This window comes from Roseobacter phycocola, from assembly GCF_042055075.2.
Classification (GTDB): Bacteria; Pseudomonadota; Alphaproteobacteria; order Rhodobacterales; family Rhodobacteraceae; genus Roseobacter.
In genome coordinates, this window is sequence record NZ_CP194010.1 from 3,141,223 (window position 1) to 3,156,845 (window position 15,623).

At 59.8% G+C, this 15,623-nt stretch carries 17 protein-coding genes; 7 read left to right on the plus strand and 10 right to left on the minus strand.

Translation table 11 applies throughout. The features are described 5' to 3' along the window. The first annotated feature begins 49 nt into the window (after positions 1-49). Positions 50-880, plus strand: coding sequence for a type I methionyl aminopeptidase (gene map, locus AB4K19_RS15530; protein ID WP_375229199.1), 831 nt, complete (start codon positions 50-52; stop codon positions 878-880). 190 nt (positions 881-1,070) lie between these two features. Here the strand turns inward: map and rsmD are convergent, their stop codons facing one another. Both rsmD and AB4K19_RS15540 read right to left on the minus strand, forming a co-directional pair. After that, complete coding sequence (gene rsmD / locus AB4K19_RS15535) at positions 1,071-1,628, minus strand: 16S rRNA (guanine(966)-N(2))-methyltransferase RsmD (RefSeq protein WP_375229200.1); 558 nt, start codon at positions 1,626-1,628, stop codon at positions 1,071-1,073. Then, positions 1,625-2,833 (minus strand): NAD(P)/FAD-dependent oxidoreductase, encoded by a 1,209-nt coding sequence (locus tag AB4K19_RS15540; protein ID WP_375229201.1) that lies wholly within the window; start codon positions 2,831-2,833, stop codon positions 1,625-1,627. Before AB4K19_RS15540 ends, rsmD begins: the two co-directional genes overlap by 4 nt. A 94-nt stretch (positions 2,834-2,927) precedes the next feature. Between AB4K19_RS15540 and AB4K19_RS15545 the strand changes: the two genes are divergently transcribed. Next, positions 2,928-3,416 carry a peroxiredoxin gene (locus tag AB4K19_RS15545; RefSeq protein ID WP_375229202.1) on the plus strand — a complete coding sequence of 163 codons (489 nt, stop codon included), beginning with the start codon at positions 2,928-2,930 and terminating at the stop codon, positions 3,414-3,416. A 78-nt stretch (positions 3,417-3,494) separates the two neighbouring features. Here AB4K19_RS15545 and AB4K19_RS15550 read toward each other — a convergent pair whose 3' ends face one another. Genes AB4K19_RS15550 through AB4K19_RS15570 form a run of 5 tightly spaced genes read right to left on the minus strand, consistent with a single transcriptional unit; the run spans position 3,495 to position 7,091 of the window. Further along, positions 3,495-4,343 carry a mechanosensitive ion channel family protein gene (locus AB4K19_RS15550; protein WP_375229203.1) on the minus strand — a complete coding sequence of 283 codons (849 nt, stop codon included), beginning with the start codon at positions 4,341-4,343 and terminating at the stop codon, positions 3,495-3,497. Between the two features lie 5 nt (positions 4,344-4,348). Then, complete coding sequence (locus AB4K19_RS15555) at positions 4,349-4,633, minus strand: 4a-hydroxytetrahydrobiopterin dehydratase (RefSeq protein WP_375229204.1); 285 nt, start codon at positions 4,631-4,633, stop codon at positions 4,349-4,351. Beyond that, the gene (locus tag AB4K19_RS15560; RefSeq protein WP_375229205.1) at positions 4,630-5,817 is read right to left on the minus strand and encodes a GNAT family N-acetyltransferase; all 1,188 of its coding nucleotides are present in this window, start codon (positions 5,815-5,817) and stop codon (positions 4,630-4,632) included. Before AB4K19_RS15560 ends, AB4K19_RS15555 begins: the two co-directional genes overlap by 4 nt. A 48-nt stretch (positions 5,818-5,865) precedes the next feature. Further along, positions 5,866-6,636 carry a glycerophosphodiester phosphodiesterase family protein gene (locus tag AB4K19_RS15565; RefSeq protein WP_375229206.1) on the minus strand — a complete coding sequence of 257 codons (771 nt, stop codon included), beginning with the start codon at positions 6,634-6,636 and terminating at the stop codon, positions 5,866-5,868. Continuing rightward, positions 6,633-7,091 carry a RidA family protein gene (locus tag AB4K19_RS15570; protein ID WP_375229207.1) on the minus strand — a complete coding sequence of 153 codons (459 nt, stop codon included), beginning with the start codon at positions 7,089-7,091 and terminating at the stop codon, positions 6,633-6,635. The genes AB4K19_RS15565 and AB4K19_RS15570 overlap by 4 nt, the downstream gene beginning before the upstream one ends. 335 nt (positions 7,092-7,426) lie before the next feature. On the opposite strand from AB4K19_RS15570, the gene AB4K19_RS15575 reads away from it, so the two are divergent. Together AB4K19_RS15575 and AB4K19_RS15580 are read left to right on the plus strand one after the other, a co-directional pair. Then, positions 7,427-8,197: an MlaA family lipoprotein gene (locus tag AB4K19_RS15575; protein WP_375229208.1), complete on the plus strand. Its 771-nt coding sequence runs from the start codon at positions 7,427-7,429 to the stop codon at positions 8,195-8,197. A 1-nt stretch (position 8,198) separates the two neighbouring features. After that, on the plus strand, positions 8,199-8,798 hold the full coding sequence (locus AB4K19_RS15580; protein WP_375229209.1) for an MlaC/ttg2D family ABC transporter substrate-binding protein: 600 nt from the start codon (positions 8,199-8,201) through the stop codon (positions 8,796-8,798). A 65-nt stretch (positions 8,799-8,863) separates the two neighbouring features. Here the strand turns inward: AB4K19_RS15580 and AB4K19_RS15585 are convergent, their stop codons facing one another. After that, positions 8,864-11,065, minus strand: a complete 2,202-nt coding sequence (locus tag AB4K19_RS15585) for a transglycosylase domain-containing protein (RefSeq protein ID WP_436398264.1) — start codon at positions 11,063-11,065, stop codon at positions 8,864-8,866. A gap of 257 nt (positions 11,066-11,322) precedes the next feature. Between AB4K19_RS15585 and AB4K19_RS15590 the strand changes: the two genes are divergently transcribed. The 3 genes from AB4K19_RS15590 (at position 11,323) to AB4K19_RS15600 (ending at position 13,592) form a co-directional block, all read left to right on the plus strand. Then, the gene (locus tag AB4K19_RS15590; protein WP_298840163.1) at positions 11,323-11,661 is read left to right on the plus strand and encodes a P-II family nitrogen regulator; all 339 of its coding nucleotides are present in this window, start codon (positions 11,323-11,325) and stop codon (positions 11,659-11,661) included. 27 nt (positions 11,662-11,688) lie between these two features. Then, positions 11,689-12,996 carry an ammonium transporter gene (locus AB4K19_RS15595; RefSeq protein WP_375229210.1) on the plus strand — a complete coding sequence of 436 codons (1,308 nt, stop codon included), beginning with the start codon at positions 11,689-11,691 and terminating at the stop codon, positions 12,994-12,996. A 128-nt stretch (positions 12,997-13,124) separates the two neighbouring features. Next, positions 13,125-13,592: a GFA family protein gene (locus tag AB4K19_RS15600; protein ID WP_375229211.1), complete on the plus strand. Its 468-nt coding sequence runs from the start codon at positions 13,125-13,127 to the stop codon at positions 13,590-13,592. On the opposite strand, the gene AB4K19_RS15605 is transcribed toward AB4K19_RS15600, so the two are convergent. Continuing rightward, on the minus strand, positions 13,573-14,757 hold the full coding sequence (locus AB4K19_RS15605) for an aromatic amino acid transaminase (protein WP_436398265.1): 1,185 nt from the start codon (positions 14,755-14,757) through the stop codon (positions 13,573-13,575). The two genes, AB4K19_RS15600 and AB4K19_RS15605, sit on opposite strands and share 20 nt — an antisense overlap. Continuing rightward, entirely contained in the window at positions 14,757-15,611 is an 855-nt protein-coding gene (gene sseA / locus AB4K19_RS15610; protein WP_375229212.1) for a 3-mercaptopyruvate sulfurtransferase, read from the minus strand. Before sseA ends, AB4K19_RS15605 begins: the two co-directional genes overlap by 1 nt. Positions 15,612-15,623 lie beyond the last annotated feature (12 nt).

Consider the following 15,623-nt stretch of genomic DNA (forward strand, 5'->3'; position numbering starts at 1 on the left):
GCTGGTGCCTGACGCGCAGGCACGCTAAAAGCCGGTTCGAACCACCACGATGGAGACCCACGTGAACGAAGATCTTCGGGGCCGTCAGACCAAAGACGGCATACGCATTTATGAGGCCAGCGACTTCGCGGGCATGCATGCGGCCGGTGCGCTGGCCGCGCGGATTCTCGATGACATCGCGGACCATGTTTTTGTGGGTCAGACCACAGGCGCCATTGACCGACGCATCACCGAGATGGTCGAGGAAGCAGGCGCAACGTCAGCCACGATCGGATACAAAGGCTATCAGCATGCGAGCTGCATCTCCGTCAATCACGTGGTGTGTCATGGTATCCCCGGCGACAAAACGCTGAAGGACGGCGACATCCTGAACATTGATGTCACTGTGATCGTTGATGGCTGGTTTGGTGATACAAGCCGCATGTACGTGGCGGGCAAACTGCCACGCAAGGCCGAACGTCTGATCCAGGTGACCCATGACGCGCTGATGCTGGGGATCGAAGCGGTGAAACCGGGCAATACCTTCGGTGACATCGGCCATGCGATCCAGACCTATGCCGAAAGCCACCGGATGTCCGTTGTACGCGATTTCTGCGGTCACGGGCTGGGCCGGGTCTTTCACGCGCCCCCGAACGTGCTGCACTACGGACGCCCCGGGACCGGTGCGGTACTTGAAGAAGGCATGTTTTTTACCATCGAACCGATGGTGAACCTGGGCAGGCCCGAGACCAAAACTCTGGCGGATGACTGGACAGCTGTAACGCGCGACAAATCCCTGTCGGCACAGTTCGAACACTCGATTGGTGTCACAGCGGATGGATGCGATATCTTTACCCTGTCACCGGCAGGCAGATTCCACCCGACGCGTCCTCAGGACTGATCCGCATCATCGGCCGCATCGCGGCGCAACAGATCAAGCAGCAGCGTTTCGGCTCCCCAGGGCTGGACGGCGTCTCCTATGAACACGGGCGATCCGGTGCGCACAGGTTTCCGCGGCGCTTGCGCCGCACGAACCGGGGCAGGATGAAACCAGAGGCGTGCCGTTGCGAACATTCTGCCAGTTTACCAGATCAGCCGCCAGATTTCGACAACACAGTGATGTGCGTGTCGCCATAGCGGCGCTGGTCCTCGGGTCTGAAACCGGCAGGCGGTGTGACCGGAGCTGATTCTTCCCAGACCACAAGCGCTTCCGCCGCCAGCCAGCCGGCGTCCTGTGCTGCCATCAGTGCTTTTTCACCCAGGCCTTTTCTGTAGGGTGGATCAAGAAACACCAGATCACAGGGAGCAGTGTCACAAACGGAGAGTCTGAGCGCATCCCGTGCGATGACCCGGGTTCTGTCAGCAACCCGAAGACGGGAAATGTTGTCACGCATCAGCTTCTGCGCCACCCGCCCGTCGTCGACAAACGTCACGCTTTGCGCCCCGCGGGACAGCGCCTCGAGCCCCAGCGCGCCGGTGCCCGCAAAAAGATCCAGCACATGCGCACCCTCGATGACGTCATAGGCGTTGAGCACATTGAAAAGGCTTTCCCGCACCCGGTCTGTTGTCGGGCGCAGATGCGCTCCCGCATCGCCCTTGCCCACAGCCGCCAGTGGCACGCTGCGATACTGTCCGGCGATGATCCTCACGCGCGCATCAGAGCCTTCAGGTCCGACGAGGGGTCGGCCAGAACCGATTTGTCCGCTGTTTTATCCGCCTCGATCAGGCGCTTGCCGACCATATAGGCCCGCGGATCATTCATCGCATCCACAGCGAGCAACTGATCCCCGCGGAAGTACCAGAAAGAGGCTGTCTGCCCTTCGCCATTGCGTGCCACCACGTCCGTGTAGCCCGTGTTCAGCCCTGCGATCTGCAGTTTTACGTCGTACTGGTCCGACCAGAACCATGGTTTTGCAACGTATTCTTTTTCGGCGTCCATGATGTTTTCAGCCACCTGTTCCGCCTGATCAATGGCGTTGGGCACGCTTTCAAGCCGGATCTGCGCACCGCGGAAGGGGAACGAGGCACAATCCCCCGCTGCCCAGATATGGGGATCGGAGGTGCGCCCGAAGGCATCCGTCCTGATCCCGTTGTCGAGCGCCAGACCCGCCGCATCTGCCAGCGCCGTCGCCGGCCGGATACCTACACCCGCAATGACGAAATCGACTTCAATTTCGCTTCCGTCGGACAGGACCGCACCTGTCACGCGACCGTCACCTGTCAGACGTTCCAGACCTGTCTGTTCGCGGATGTACACGCCGTGCGCGCTGTGCAGCGCCCGGAAATAGTCGCTGGTTTGCGGGGCTGCGACGCGCTGCAGAATGCGGTCCGCCATTTCGATCAGCGTGACATGCACGCCGTTTTTGGCCGCCACGGCTGCCGCTTCGAGACCGATATACCCGCCACCCACAATGAGCGCGCGGGCACCTGCCCGGAAGTACGGCGCCATGGCGTCCGCATCCGCCAGGTCACGCACGGCAAACACGTTCTGCAGATCACCGCCAATCGCAGCAGGCAACCGGTTCGGTACCGACCCTGTTGTCAGGACAAGGTGGTCGTACCCCAGGGTTTCGCCGCCGATATGAACCTCACGGGCCGCAGCGTCTATTCCAGTGACCGTCGTGTCGGTACGCAGGGTGATTCCGTTTTCCGCGTAATACGCTTCGGGCCGCAGGAACAGACGTTCTAGGGCCATGTCACCCATCAGATACGCCTTCGAGAGCGGCGGGCGCTGATACGGTGGAACAGGCTCAGCACCAATCAGCGTGATGTCTCCATCATATCCACCGCTGCGCAGCTTTGCGACACAGGATGCACCTGCCTGCCCCGCACCGATCACAACAACATGACCCATTCCGGCCCCCTGACCTGATTTCATGTGGTCCACCCACTGCCGGCAACCTATATCGGGCAGGAGAAAGAACGCAATTACAGGAAAGGCGTATCACATGACGATTTCACAGGGCGATCAGCTTCCCGACGCAACTCTGGTCGAAATGGGCGCGGACGGACCAGCGCCGGTCTCTCTGGCCGACAAGACCAAAGGGCGCAAGGTCGTCATCTTTGCTGTCCCCGGGGCCTATACGCCAACCTGCCACTCCGCACATGTCCCCAGTTTCATCCGCACCAAGGACGAACTGGAGGCAAAAGGCGTCGAAGAGATCATCTGCATTTCAGTGAATGACCCGTTTGTCATGAAGGCATGGGGTGAGGCGACTGGTGCTGCTGCCGCCGGTATTACCATGCTGGGTGATCCGGACAGCGCCCTGACCAAAGCGCTTGGGATGGAATTCAGCGCCCCGCCCGCCGGCCTGACAGACCGCTCAAAGCGGTATGCGATGCTTGTTGAGGACGGCAAAGTGACCCTGTTCCAGCCCGAGGAGAGCCCCGGTGTATGCGAGGTTTCCGCCGGCGAGGGCCTGCTGGCAAACATGTAACCAAGGGCTGATCAGCCCCCCGTACAACGAAAGGGCCGGGAAACCCCGGCCCTTTTTTGCGTTTCGGTCTGCCCCCGCTTACTCCGCAGCAGGTTGCAGCACAGTGCGCGTCGGGAACGGAATATCGATGCCACCCTGGTCCAGTGCCTCTTTGACAGCCCGTTTCATATCGGCCTGGTAGCCAAAGAATTCCGCGGAATCCACCCAGACACGCACCAGAAAATCAACCGAGAAATCACCAAGGTTGTTGACCTGGATAAAGGGATCCGGATCCGCTTTGGAACGCGGGTCTGCCATAATGGTATCACGGATAATGCGTTCTGCATCGGCCAGGTTGGCACCATACCCCACCCCAAACGTCCATTCGGCACGCCGGGTATCGTTCGTCGAATAGTTGGTGATGATATTGCCCCAGACCATCGAGTTGGGAATGATCACCTGCACGTTGCTGATATCCGCCAGCTCGGTGAAATTCAGCGTGATCGCCTTGACCGTGCCCATGGTGCCGCCAACGTCCACGAAATCGCCCATCTTGATCGGGCGGAACAGGATCAGCATCACACCGGCCGCGACGTTGGACAGCGTACCCTGCAGCGCAAGACCAATGGCCAGCCCGGCCGCACCGATGACAGCAACGACCGACGTGGTCTGCACACCAAAGGTGTTGAGCACAAAGAGTGCGGTAAAGCCCAGCACCACATAGCGCACGATAGACGACAGAAAATCAAAGAGCATGTCGTCGAGATGACGATATCTGCGCCCGATGTTGCGGACCCGGCGCTGCAGCCAGGCGGAAATGGTCCAGCCCAGCAGCAGGATGGCGATGGCCGCCAGGACCGAGCCCGCGGTGCTCAGCAGAAAATCAACAGACAGCAGATCCGCCAGGGTTTTGCCCTGCCAGATTTCCGTCGACAGCAGTTCGTTCATTGGTCTTACTCCGTCAGGCTGTCCATCTTCCGGGCCAGCTGTGCGTCCAGATCGCTCAGCCCGCCGGTGTCATGCGTGGTCAGCACTACATTCACAGTTTTATACACGTTGTCCCATTCGGGATGGTGGTTCAGTTTTTCCGCCCAGATGGCCACGCGGGTCATCCATCCGAAGGCTTCGACAAAGTTGCCGAAAGAATACGTCCGGGCGATTGCGTCGCGTCCTTCCACCATCTTCCAGCCATTTGCAAGCAGGTCGGCGCGGTCTGCGTCTGACATCGGTTTCGTCATTCCTGTTCCTCCACTTCTGCCCTGCGAAAGGGCCCGTAGTCCGTGAGCACACTGATCTCTTCATCCACGGCATCGCGCTCGGCCTCAAGATACCGCGCAATGGCATCCGCAAAACCCGGATCACCGATCCAGTGCAGCGACCATGTCGGCTGCGGCAGATACCCGCGCGCCAGTTTGTGCTCGCCCTGTGCGCCGGCCTCGACACGGGCAAGCCCGAGCCTGATGGCGATGTCGATTGCTCTGTAATAGCAGAGCTCGAAATGCAGGCAGGGGTGGTGCTCGGTGCATCCCCAGTACCTGCCGTATAACGCCTCAGCGCCGATAAAGTTCAGTGCGCCGGCGACCCAGCGTCCTTCGCGGCGCGCCAGAACCAGCGCCATATCTTCGCGCAGTGTTTCCTGGGCGACGTCAAAGAACCGTCGTGTCAGATAGGGCGTGCCCCATTTGCGCGTGCCGGTGTCCTGATAGAATTCCCAGAAAGCATCCCAGTGTTCCGGCTCCAGCTCGTCGCCCGAAAAGGTTTCGATTGAGCCACCAAAACCCTGTGCCTGCGCCCGTTCTTTACGGATATTTTTGCGTTTCCGCGAACTCAGGCTGGCCAGGAAATCATCAAACGTTCCATAACCATCGTTCTGCCAGTGAAACTGCTGCGTTTTGCGCACCATCAGGCCCAGATCAGCGCAGCGCAGCGCTTCTTCTTCTGTACAGAACGTTATGTGCACCGAAGAGACCCGGTTGTTTTCCGCCAGCTGCACAGCCCCCTGAACCAGAGCGGCTGTGCCTGTCTGCTCAAACCCTGGCCGTACCAGCATCCGGCGGCCCGTTGCAGGCGTGTGTGGCACGGCAATCTGCAGTTTCGGGTAATACCGCCCGCCTGCGCGCTCATAGGCATGCGCCCAGTTGTGGTCAAAGATGTACTCGCCCTGGCTGTGCGATTTCACGTACATCGGCGCCACCGCAATCAGTTCACCGCTGATGCGGGCGGCGAGGTATTGCGGCTGCCATCCCGTGCCCGTTCCGACCGAGCCGCTTTCTTCAAGCGCGCTCAGAAACCGGTGCGTTGTAAAGGGATCGAGCGGCCGCGCACCACCCTGCGTTTCCGGGCAGGCACAGGCGTCCCAGTCCGCAGCACTGATGTCGCGCAGACTGGCAACGACAGATATTTCTACTTCCTGTTCCTGCATGAAATCGCCCCGGAATTTTTACCTAACCTGTGGCCTCTGGCGGCGGGTTCAAGGCAGATGTGGCGCTGCATACTGTTCAAACGTGATATTCGCGGCAATCCGGCGGGCCTGGGCTTCATCTGCCGGCGATTTAACCGTCCAGCAAAGAATATCAGCGCCCTCGCTTTTCAGTTCAGCCACGCGCGGGCGGCCAAGGTCCTGCCATTTGTGGCTGATAAAACTGCTGCCCGTCGGTCCGTAATCAGGAATACCCCGCAACCTGTCGCAGATTGCATCAGAAAGAGGCCAGTCTGCCGGATCATAAGGGTCTGTCACCAGACCGCGCGGGATGTCCGGCAGAAGCTGTGCCATCTCGCTGACCGCATGCGGGTTGAAAGACATCACCGCGACCGGGCCCTGATAAGTTTGCAGTGAACCAGCCACACGGGCACCCAGACCGCCGATATCCGGGCCCATGGCACCATCCTGATCCTTGATTTCGATCAGCAGCGGTACCTGACCCGCCACCAGTTCAAGAACTTCGGTCAGCGTTGGTATCCCCTCGCCGTCGCCACCGCGCAGAGGCACCGATCTCAGCTCAGCGGATGAGCGCCCGCGCACCGGTCCTGAAGCCTCTGCAAGGCGCTCGAGTCCGTAGTCATGAAACACAAGCGCATCGTCCTCGGCGCTGCCCTGAACATCGATTTCAATGCCATACCCGGCAGCAACAGCCGCCCTGATCGCAGCGCGGCTGTTCTCCGGGCGACCGTCTGTCACATCATGCAGCGCACGGTGTGCAAGCGGCACCCGCAGAAAGTCTTCAGGCAGTCGTGGCGTCATCGGATTTCAAAGATGCCTTCGATTTCCACAGCAACGCCGAAAGGCAACGATGCTGCAGACACAGCTGAACGGGCGTGGCGGCCAATGTCGCCCAGCGCTTCAACCAGAAAATCAGAAGCCCCGTTGATGACCTTCGGCTGGTCGTCGAAATCCTGTGTTGAGTTGACGAAGCCGGTGAGCTTTACGACCCTGACCAGCCTTTCAATGTCACCACCGCATGCGGCCTTCACCTGCGCCAGCAGGCTGATCGCGCACTGACGGGCCGCGGCCGCTGCATCTTCGACACTCATGTCATCACCCAGCTTGCCTGTGATCATCCCGTCAGGACCCGCAGAAATCTGCCCCGAGACATAAACTGTGCTGCCCACCTGAACAAAGGGCACGTAATTGGCAGCCGGTGCAGGTGCATCCGGAAGGGTAACCCCCAGCTCTGCAAGTCTGTCGGTAATGCTCATGGCTGATCCTTTTCTGTTGTCCGGCCGGGCCCGCAAAACCATGCGCAACCGGCATATTACTGCTCAAGCGGTGCGCAATTCAGCGCGGGACTGCCCGCCCGGTGCGCATTACCCGTTGAGTCTGCTTCACTTCTGTCACCCTTGGCGGTAATGTTTCAACCGCCGATGGTTGCGATTTTCACGATCTGCCAACATTTAAACGGTATATTCGCCGGCGGCGGGTTTCACCCATGTCGCTCAACTGCCACAACACCAGAAATCCATGCAAGCGCCCTCTGGGCTTTGCGGATATTATGCCTAGTTACAGCACTGATCAGATTCGCAGGATTGCACCATTGTCACTTTCACGTATTCGCCACGCCTCGGGCCGCATTTTTCTGGCTCTTACGGCAGCTCTTTTTGTCAGCGCCTGCGCCACTTCGCAGGACGTCGCGACCCGCAGCGACGGGATCAATGATCCCTATGAGTCCACAAACCGCAGCATTCACGCTTTCAACAAAGGCCTCGACCGTAACCTGATCCGGCCTGTCGCCAAGGGATATGGTGCTGTTGTGCCGGTGGAATTCCGGAACCGGGTCAATGACTTCTCGGAAAACCTGTCCACGCCGGGCTACATGGTGAACAGCCTGCTGCAGGGCGATTTCAAAAGCGCCGGGGTATCGCTGGTCCGCTTCGTGATGAACACAACCCTAGGGCTCGGCGGTTTTGTTGATGCAGCGACCGAATTCAACATCACATCGCGCGAGACAGATTTCGGCGAGACGCTGGCTGTCTGGGGCAGCGGTGAAGGTGCCTATATCGAACTCCCGGTTTTCGGCCCTTCAACACAGCGTGACACCGTGGGCCTCGTGGTGGACTTCTTTACCAACCCGCTGACCCTCGCCACAGTCGACGACGAGCCGGAGCGCTATATCCCGCCCACCGCTCTGGCGCTGTCAGTGCTTAACGACCGTGAGAAATTCAGCCGCCAGATCGATTCTATTCTGTACGAAAGCGCGGACAGCTATGCGCAGGCCCGCCAGATTTATCTGCAGAACCGGCGTTTTGAACTCGGTGAAGAAGAGCCTGCCGACATCGACCCATTCACAGACCCATTCGGAGAGTAACGTGACTGTTTCGCTCACAAGACGCACTCTGCTGCTTGCTGGCAGCGCAGCTGCCCTGATCGCAGCCTCGCCCGCCGCGGCGCTGACCGAAGCGCAGGCCCGCTCGCTGGTAGACAAGGTCATCGCCGAGATTGACGTGGTCATCCGTTCGCAGAAGTCAGATGCCGCGATCCTGCGTGATCTGGAGAAGCTCTTCGCCCGATACGCCGATCTCGACATCATGGCGCAATACGCCCTTGGTGCTGATGGCCGCTCCGCGAGTGCTGCTGACAAGCGTGCCTTCACCGATGCCTTCAAGGGCTACGTCACGCGCAAATACGGAAAGCGGTTCCGCGACTTCATCGGCGGGCGTATCGAGGTCGAGAGCACACGTGAAATACGTGCAGGCTATGAGGTCAAAGCCAAAGCATATCTGGAAGGTCAAAGCCCGTTTGATGTGGCCTTCCACATCTCTGACCGGTCCGGCCGCGATCTGGTGTTCAACATCTTCATTGAGGGTGTGAACCTGTTGCTGACCGAGCGTACAGAAATCGGTGCAATGCTCGATCAGCGCAACGGCAATATCCGGCAGCTTGCCAGCGACCTGCAGGGGCTGGGCTGACAGGTTTGCCGTCCGGCTGACAGTCCCGTCCAGCAGAATATCAGGTTATTCCGCCGGCATATTCTTCAGCGGTCAGAGCCGCTCCGTGCGACAGGCGGGGGTCTGTTGCCGGAGTTGCTGCCCAGAATGTCTCGCAACAGATTTTCCAGCAAACCACCGACGCCACCACCGGTCCCGCCGCCCTGGGCCACACCGGGATCACGCGTTTCGCCCCGCGTGTCCGGGCCCGTCATGGGCAGAGGCCGGGCCGGCACACCTTCATGTACGCGCTGCATCGTCTCGCGCCAGATCTCTGCCGGCAGACCGCTCCCGGTCACACCGGTCAGGGGGGTATTGTCGTCATATCCCATCCAGACGCCGGCAACATAATCAGCAGAGAACCCGACGAACCAGGCGTCCCGGGCCGCCTGCGTTGTGCCGGTCTTTCCGGCAAGCTGGCGTCCGCCAAACCGCGCCCGCTGGCCGGTTCCTTCGGACACAACCTTTTCCATCATCCAGATCAGCTGGCGTGCCGCATCCTCCTGAACAACGCGTTCGCCGATGCCGCCACCCGTGCCCATCAGCGGTTCTTCGTCACCCAACAGCCGCAGATCCACAAGGCCGTAGGGTTCAACCGAGGATCCACCATTCAGAATGCCCGCATAGGCACCGGTCATGTCGATCAGCGTACTTTCCGATGCGCCAAGAGCCAGCGCAGGGCCGGCGGCAAGATCGCTCTGAAGGCCAAAGTCGCTGGCAACCCGGCGCACAAGATCGCGGCCAACGAACTCCGACACTTTGACGGCCGGAATATTCAGACTGTCCTTGAGGGCGCGCGTCAGCGTCACAGTGCCATAGTGTTTGTTCGTATAGTTCCGCGGTGACCACGGTCCGGAGCCGGGAATGTCGATAGTCAGAGGTGCGTCCTCAACGGTGTCATTGGGCGAATATCCCAGATCCAGCGCGGCAGCATAAACAAACGGTTTGAACGCAGACCCGGTCTGGCGTTTGGCCTGTACCGCGCGGTTGAACGCCCCGTCGACCTTTGTCCGGCGGCCACCGACCATTGCGCGCACAGCCCCGTCAGCGGACATGACCACAATGGCGGCCTGCGCTTTGCTGCCGGCCCGGACCTTGTTTTCGAACACCCATTTCAGCGCTTCTTCGGCACCCCGCTGAATACGCTGATCCAGTGTTGTCCGGATGATGACGTCTTCGGTCGTCTTGCGGGTGAAGAATTCCGGACCGGTGGACATGACCCAGTCTGCGAAATATCCACCCGACCGCGCTTCAGCTGCTTCCGAAAGCTGCGCAGGGTTATCCTGATAGCGGGCGGTCTCGGTGTCTGACAGGTATCCCTGCTCGTTCATCAGCCGCAGGATCGTTGCCGCCCGGTTGCGGGACCGCGTCAGATCATTTGTCGGTGCAAACCGAGTGGGCGCCACAAGCAGTCCCGCAAGCATTGCCGCCTCGGCCGGATCGACATTCGCTGCTGACTTGCCGAAATACCGCTGGCTCGCGGCCTCAAACCCACGTGCACCGGCGCCCAGAAAAGCCCGGTTCATATAAATGGTAAGGATTTCGTCCTTGGAATACCGCGCTTCCATGGCCAGCGCATAGATCGCCTCCTTGGCTTTGCGCTGGATTGTGCCACGGCGGCAGTCGCGTTCGTATTCGGCCTCGGACTGTGTCGCCGGATCGTAAGGCACCCCAAGACACAGCAGCTTGGCCGTCTGCTGCGTGATCGTCGAGCCGCCATGGCCGGACAGCGGTCCGCGCCCTTCGCGCAGGTTGATGCGCACCGCGCTGGCGATCCCTCTCGGACTGACCCCGAAGTGGCTGTAGAATCGTTTGTCTTCTGTGGCGACGATTGCGTTTTTCAGATGCGGCGAAACAGTCTGAGCCGTGACAGCACCGCCAAACTGATCCCCCCGCCAGGCAAAAACCTGGCCTTCGTAGTCCAGCAGCGTCACCGACCCGCGCGCACGTCCATCCAGCAGTTCATCCACAGCAGGCAGCGTTGTGTAGTAGTAGCCAACAAACAGGGCCAGGACCGCACCCGCCAGAAAGCCCACACGCCACGTGATCCTCCAGATCAGACGCAGGATCCAGCGCACCAGCCGCTGAACAAGACCAACGAGCCCCCGACGCTGCGGACGCGCTCGCCGGCGCTGTTTGGCCGGTTTCCTTTTTGCCGCACTGGCTTTGCCGCGTTTCTTTGCGGGGGACGCCTTACCGTAGCGCCTGTCAGCCACCAGCGGCTTCCTGCCTCTGGGTGAATCACTCATGAAGAACCTGCCCGGCCCACTGTTGTTTTGCGCACCATACCCGGCTTTTACGGGATTGTTGAGGAGAACTCTCACCGCTCGCGCATCATTTTTGTGCACATTTTTTAGGCTAATTCCTATGTGCGATTATTTTTTGTGCAAAACTGCTCGAATTTTAGAGACTCCAGGGCCCCTGACCTTCCCTGTCCGGACCTCCAGAGGCCACACCTTCGGGCACAGAACCGCAGGAATACCTGCTCAAGTCGAGGGGACGTCAGGTGAAACTCATCATTGCAACAATCAAGCCGTTCAAGCTGGAAGAGGTCCGCGAAGCGCTGACCGATGCCGGCGTGCGCGGGATGATGGTCACGGAAATCAAAGGCTTCGGGTCGCAGTCAGGTCACACAGAGATCTACCGCGGTGCCGAATATGCCGTGAATTTCGTGCCGAAAGTCAAAATCGAGATCGTGGTGCCTGAAAGCAGCGTCGACCAGATCGTCGATACCATCACAAAGACAGCGCACACCGGCAAGATCGGTGACGGCAAGATCTTTGTGCTGAGCGTTGATCAGGCCGTGCGCGTCCGCACCGGCGAAACCAATGAAGATGCGCTGTAAAGCGGCAGCAATTCAGGGATAAGACTTATGAAAAACTTCAAGACACTTGCCATCGCAGGCGCGCTGACCGCGCTGCCGTCGCTGGCGCTGGCACAGGATGCCGCACCGGGCTTTGACGAGATTGGCCCCTATATCATGACCACGCTGCTGTTCTGCATGGCTGGTTTCCTTGTTTTCTTCATGGCCGCCGGATTTGCCATGCTGGAAGGTGGTCTCGTCCGTTCCAAGAACGTGACAATGCAGATGACCAAAAACATCGGACTCTTTTCGATTGCCGCGATCATGTACTGGCTCGTCGGTTTCAACACGATGTACCCCGGCGATTTCAACGGCTACTTCGCGATTGGCGGTCAGACCGTTCTGGACCCCGTGGGCGTTGCCGCAGCCGATGCAGCGCTTGATTACGCATCCGTTGGTTCCGATTTCTTCTTCCAGCTGGTGTTCGTCGCGGCAACTGCGTCCATCGTTTCGGGTGCGCTTGCTGAACGGATCAAACTCTGGCCCTTCCTGGTCTTCGTTGTCGTTCTGACAGGCTTCATGTACCCGATTTCCGGTTCCTGGCAGTGGGGTGGCGGCTGGCTGTCCGAAGCAGGCTTCTCTGACTTTGCCGGCTCGACCGTTGTGCACTCTGTCGGTGGCTGGGCAGCGCTTGCCGGTGCGATCGTACTGGGGCCGCGTCTGGGCAAATACAAAGACGGCAAAGTAAACCCGATGCCGGGCTCCAACCTCGCGCTTGCAACACTGGGTACATTTATCCTGTGGCTGGGCTGGTTCGGCTTCAACGGCGGCTCTCAGCTGGCTATGGGCACCGTAGGCGACGTGTCTGACGTCTCCCGTATCTTTGCGAACACAAACATGGCAGCCGCGGCAGGTGCCGTCACCGCACTGATCCTGACGCAGCTGATGTTCAAAAAGCCGGACCTTACAATGGTACTGAACGGTGCGCTGGCTGGTCTCGTGTCGATCACTGCTGAGCCGCTGGCACCCACTCTGTTTGGTGCTCTGTGGATCGGCGCAATCGGTGGTGTGATCGTGGTGTTCACAGTTCCGATGCTCGACAAACTGAAGATCGACGATGTTGTCGGCGCGATCCCGGTTCACCTTTTCGCCGGTATCTGGGGCACTATCGCCGTGATCTTCTACGGTGAAGCAAGCCTCGGCACACAGCTGCTCGGCATCATCGCTTACGGTGTCTTCACCTTCGTGGCATCACTGGTGGTCTGGTTCATCCTCAAAGCGGTCATGGGCATCCGTGTCAGCGAGGAAGACGAGATCAACGGTCTCGACACTTCCGAGCTGGGCATGGAAGCCTATCCGGAATTCGCAAAAGGCTGATTTTCCTCTCCTCCCGAGGAACAGCACTGGCCCGGGCGCTCGCGCCCGGGTTTTTTTGTCAGATGTGTGGCCATCTCTGGAGCCGATCACAGTTTGACAGCCATCCCTGACCGGGGAACACTGCCCAGATGACCGAAGCCACCACACTCCCTGTTACAGGCCGATGCTATTGCGGTCATATCCGCTTTCATTGCACCGAAGCGCCTCAGACAGTTGCATACTGCCATTGCACTGACTGCCGGCGCGCATCCGGTGGACCCGTAGCGGCCTTTGCTGCATTTGACTGTGATCACGTGCACTTCACCCCAGACGAGGGCAAACCGATCAGCATTACGCCAGGTGTCGTACGGACATTCTGCGACCGGTGCGGCGCGTCACTGACTGGCCGCTATGACTACCTGCCGGGCCAGGTCTATCTGTCGATTGGAATCATTGATCAGGCGGACCAGCTGATGCCAGATATCCATGCGCACGCATCGCAACAGCTGCCGTGGCTACATATCGAAGATGACCTGCCGCGTGCAGACGAAACGGCTGCAGAGTTTCTGCAGCCGTCAGGTTCGCTGTCCGGGCAGGTCAGACACCCGCGTCGATGATCGCTTTCGCCAGTACCGGGATCGTCTCCGCATTCAGGCCCGCGATGTTCATGCGGCTGTCGGCGACCATGTATATCCCGTTGTCTTTGCGCATCTGCTCGACCTTGTCCTTTGTCGTGCCCAGACGCGAGAACATGCCCCGGTGCTGCGCCAGAAAACCAAAGCGGTCGGAGCCTGACAGGCGCTGAAGCTCGCCAGCCAGCTGGCTGCGCAGGCCCAACATGCTGTTTCGGACCTCTTCAAGCTCGGCCATCCAGTCCGCGCGCAGAGCGTCGTCGTTCAGGATCATCGTCACAATCCGCGCACCGTGATCGGGGGGGAAGCTGAAGTTCTGCCGGTTCAGGAACGCCAGTGTGTCCTGATGCAGCTTGCGCGCTTCCGCGTTCTGGCTGACGGCCATCAGCAGGCCGGTGCGTTCGCGGTAAATACCAAAATTCTTGGAACAGCTGGCAGCAATGATGCACTCGGGCACCGATGAGGCCACCAGACGTGTTGCGGCAGCGTCCTCCTCCAGACCATCCCCAAACCCCTGATACGCAATGTCGATCATCGGCACAGCACCGGTTTCCAGCAGCACGTCGACCACAGCCTGCCATTCCGTCATGTTCAGGTTTGCGCCTGTGGGGTTGTGACAGCACCCGTGCAACAGCACCACGTCACCCGCCTTTGCGGTTTTCAGGTCGGCAATCATGCCGTCGAAATCCACACCCCGGGACTCCTCATCGAAATAGCGGTAATCGACGCGCTCCATTTCCAGATAGTTCAGGATCGACAGGTGGTTGGGCCAGGTCGGGTCCGACACAAAAATGCGCGCGCCCGGTCGCGCCATGCGCACCAGCTCAAAAGCCTGCCGTACCGCGCCTGTGCCACCCGGTGTGGCAACAGCGGCAATGTTCTCGCGGGCCACGCTGTCGGCCAGAACCAGCCGCACCATCGCGTCGCCAAAGGCCGGATCGCCCGCCAATCCGGTGTAAACCTTGCTGTCCTGCGTTTCCCACAGCTGATGTTCCGCCACTTTGACAGCGCGCATCACAGGCGTCAGGCCAGTGGCATCCTTATAAACCCCCACACCAAGGTCGATCTTAGTCGGACGCGGGTCGTCCCTGAAAAGCTGCATCAGGGTCAGAATGCCGTCCGCGGGGCGTTCTTTCAGAGTTTCAAACATCAGGCTTCTCCGGTTGCCACAGGGACCGTGGGGAACATACCCCATTCGGCCCAGGATCCATCATAAAGGGACCATTGCGCATGGCCCATCCGCTCCAGCGCAAGCGCCAGAATGGCCGCCGTCACGCCAGACCCGCAGGTCGTGATCACAGGTTTGCCGAGATCGACACCGGCCGCCTCGAAAACGGCGCGTGTCTCTTCGGGCGATTTCATCGTTTTGTCATCGTTCAGCAGCGTCGTGAAAGGCACCGAACGGGATCCCGGGATGTGGCCTGGCCGCAGACCTTCGCGCGGTTCAGGTGCTTCGCCACGGAACCGGATCGCCGCGCGCGCATCCACGATTGCATGATCTTTCAGTTTCGACGCCGCCGAGACCTGCGTTACGTCACGTACAAGATGGTTCTGGAACCGGACGGTCATATGTCTGTCCCGCACAACAGGCGGCATGTCCTCGGTCGGGTGCCCTTCAGCCTGCCATTTCGGGAAGCCACCGTCCAGCACGGCCACGTTTTCCTGGCCCATCAGCCGGAAGAGCCACCACACACGCGCGGCCGACAACAATCCGGCACCATCATAGACCACCACCTGGTGGCCGTCGCCGACGCCCATGGCGCGCATGCGTGACATGAACTTTTCGACGGGCGGCGCCATATGCGGCAGGTCGGAACGGCTGTCTGAAATCTCGTCGATATCAAAGAACCGTGCACCGGGAATATGCGCCCCGTTGTATTCGTCACGCGCATTGCGTCCGGCCTCGGGCAGATACCAGGATGCATCCAGCACCCGCAGGTCAGGATCCTTCAGGTGCTGCGCCAGCCAGTCGGTGGAAACAAGCGTTTTCGGATCATCAGACATGAGGCGGATTCC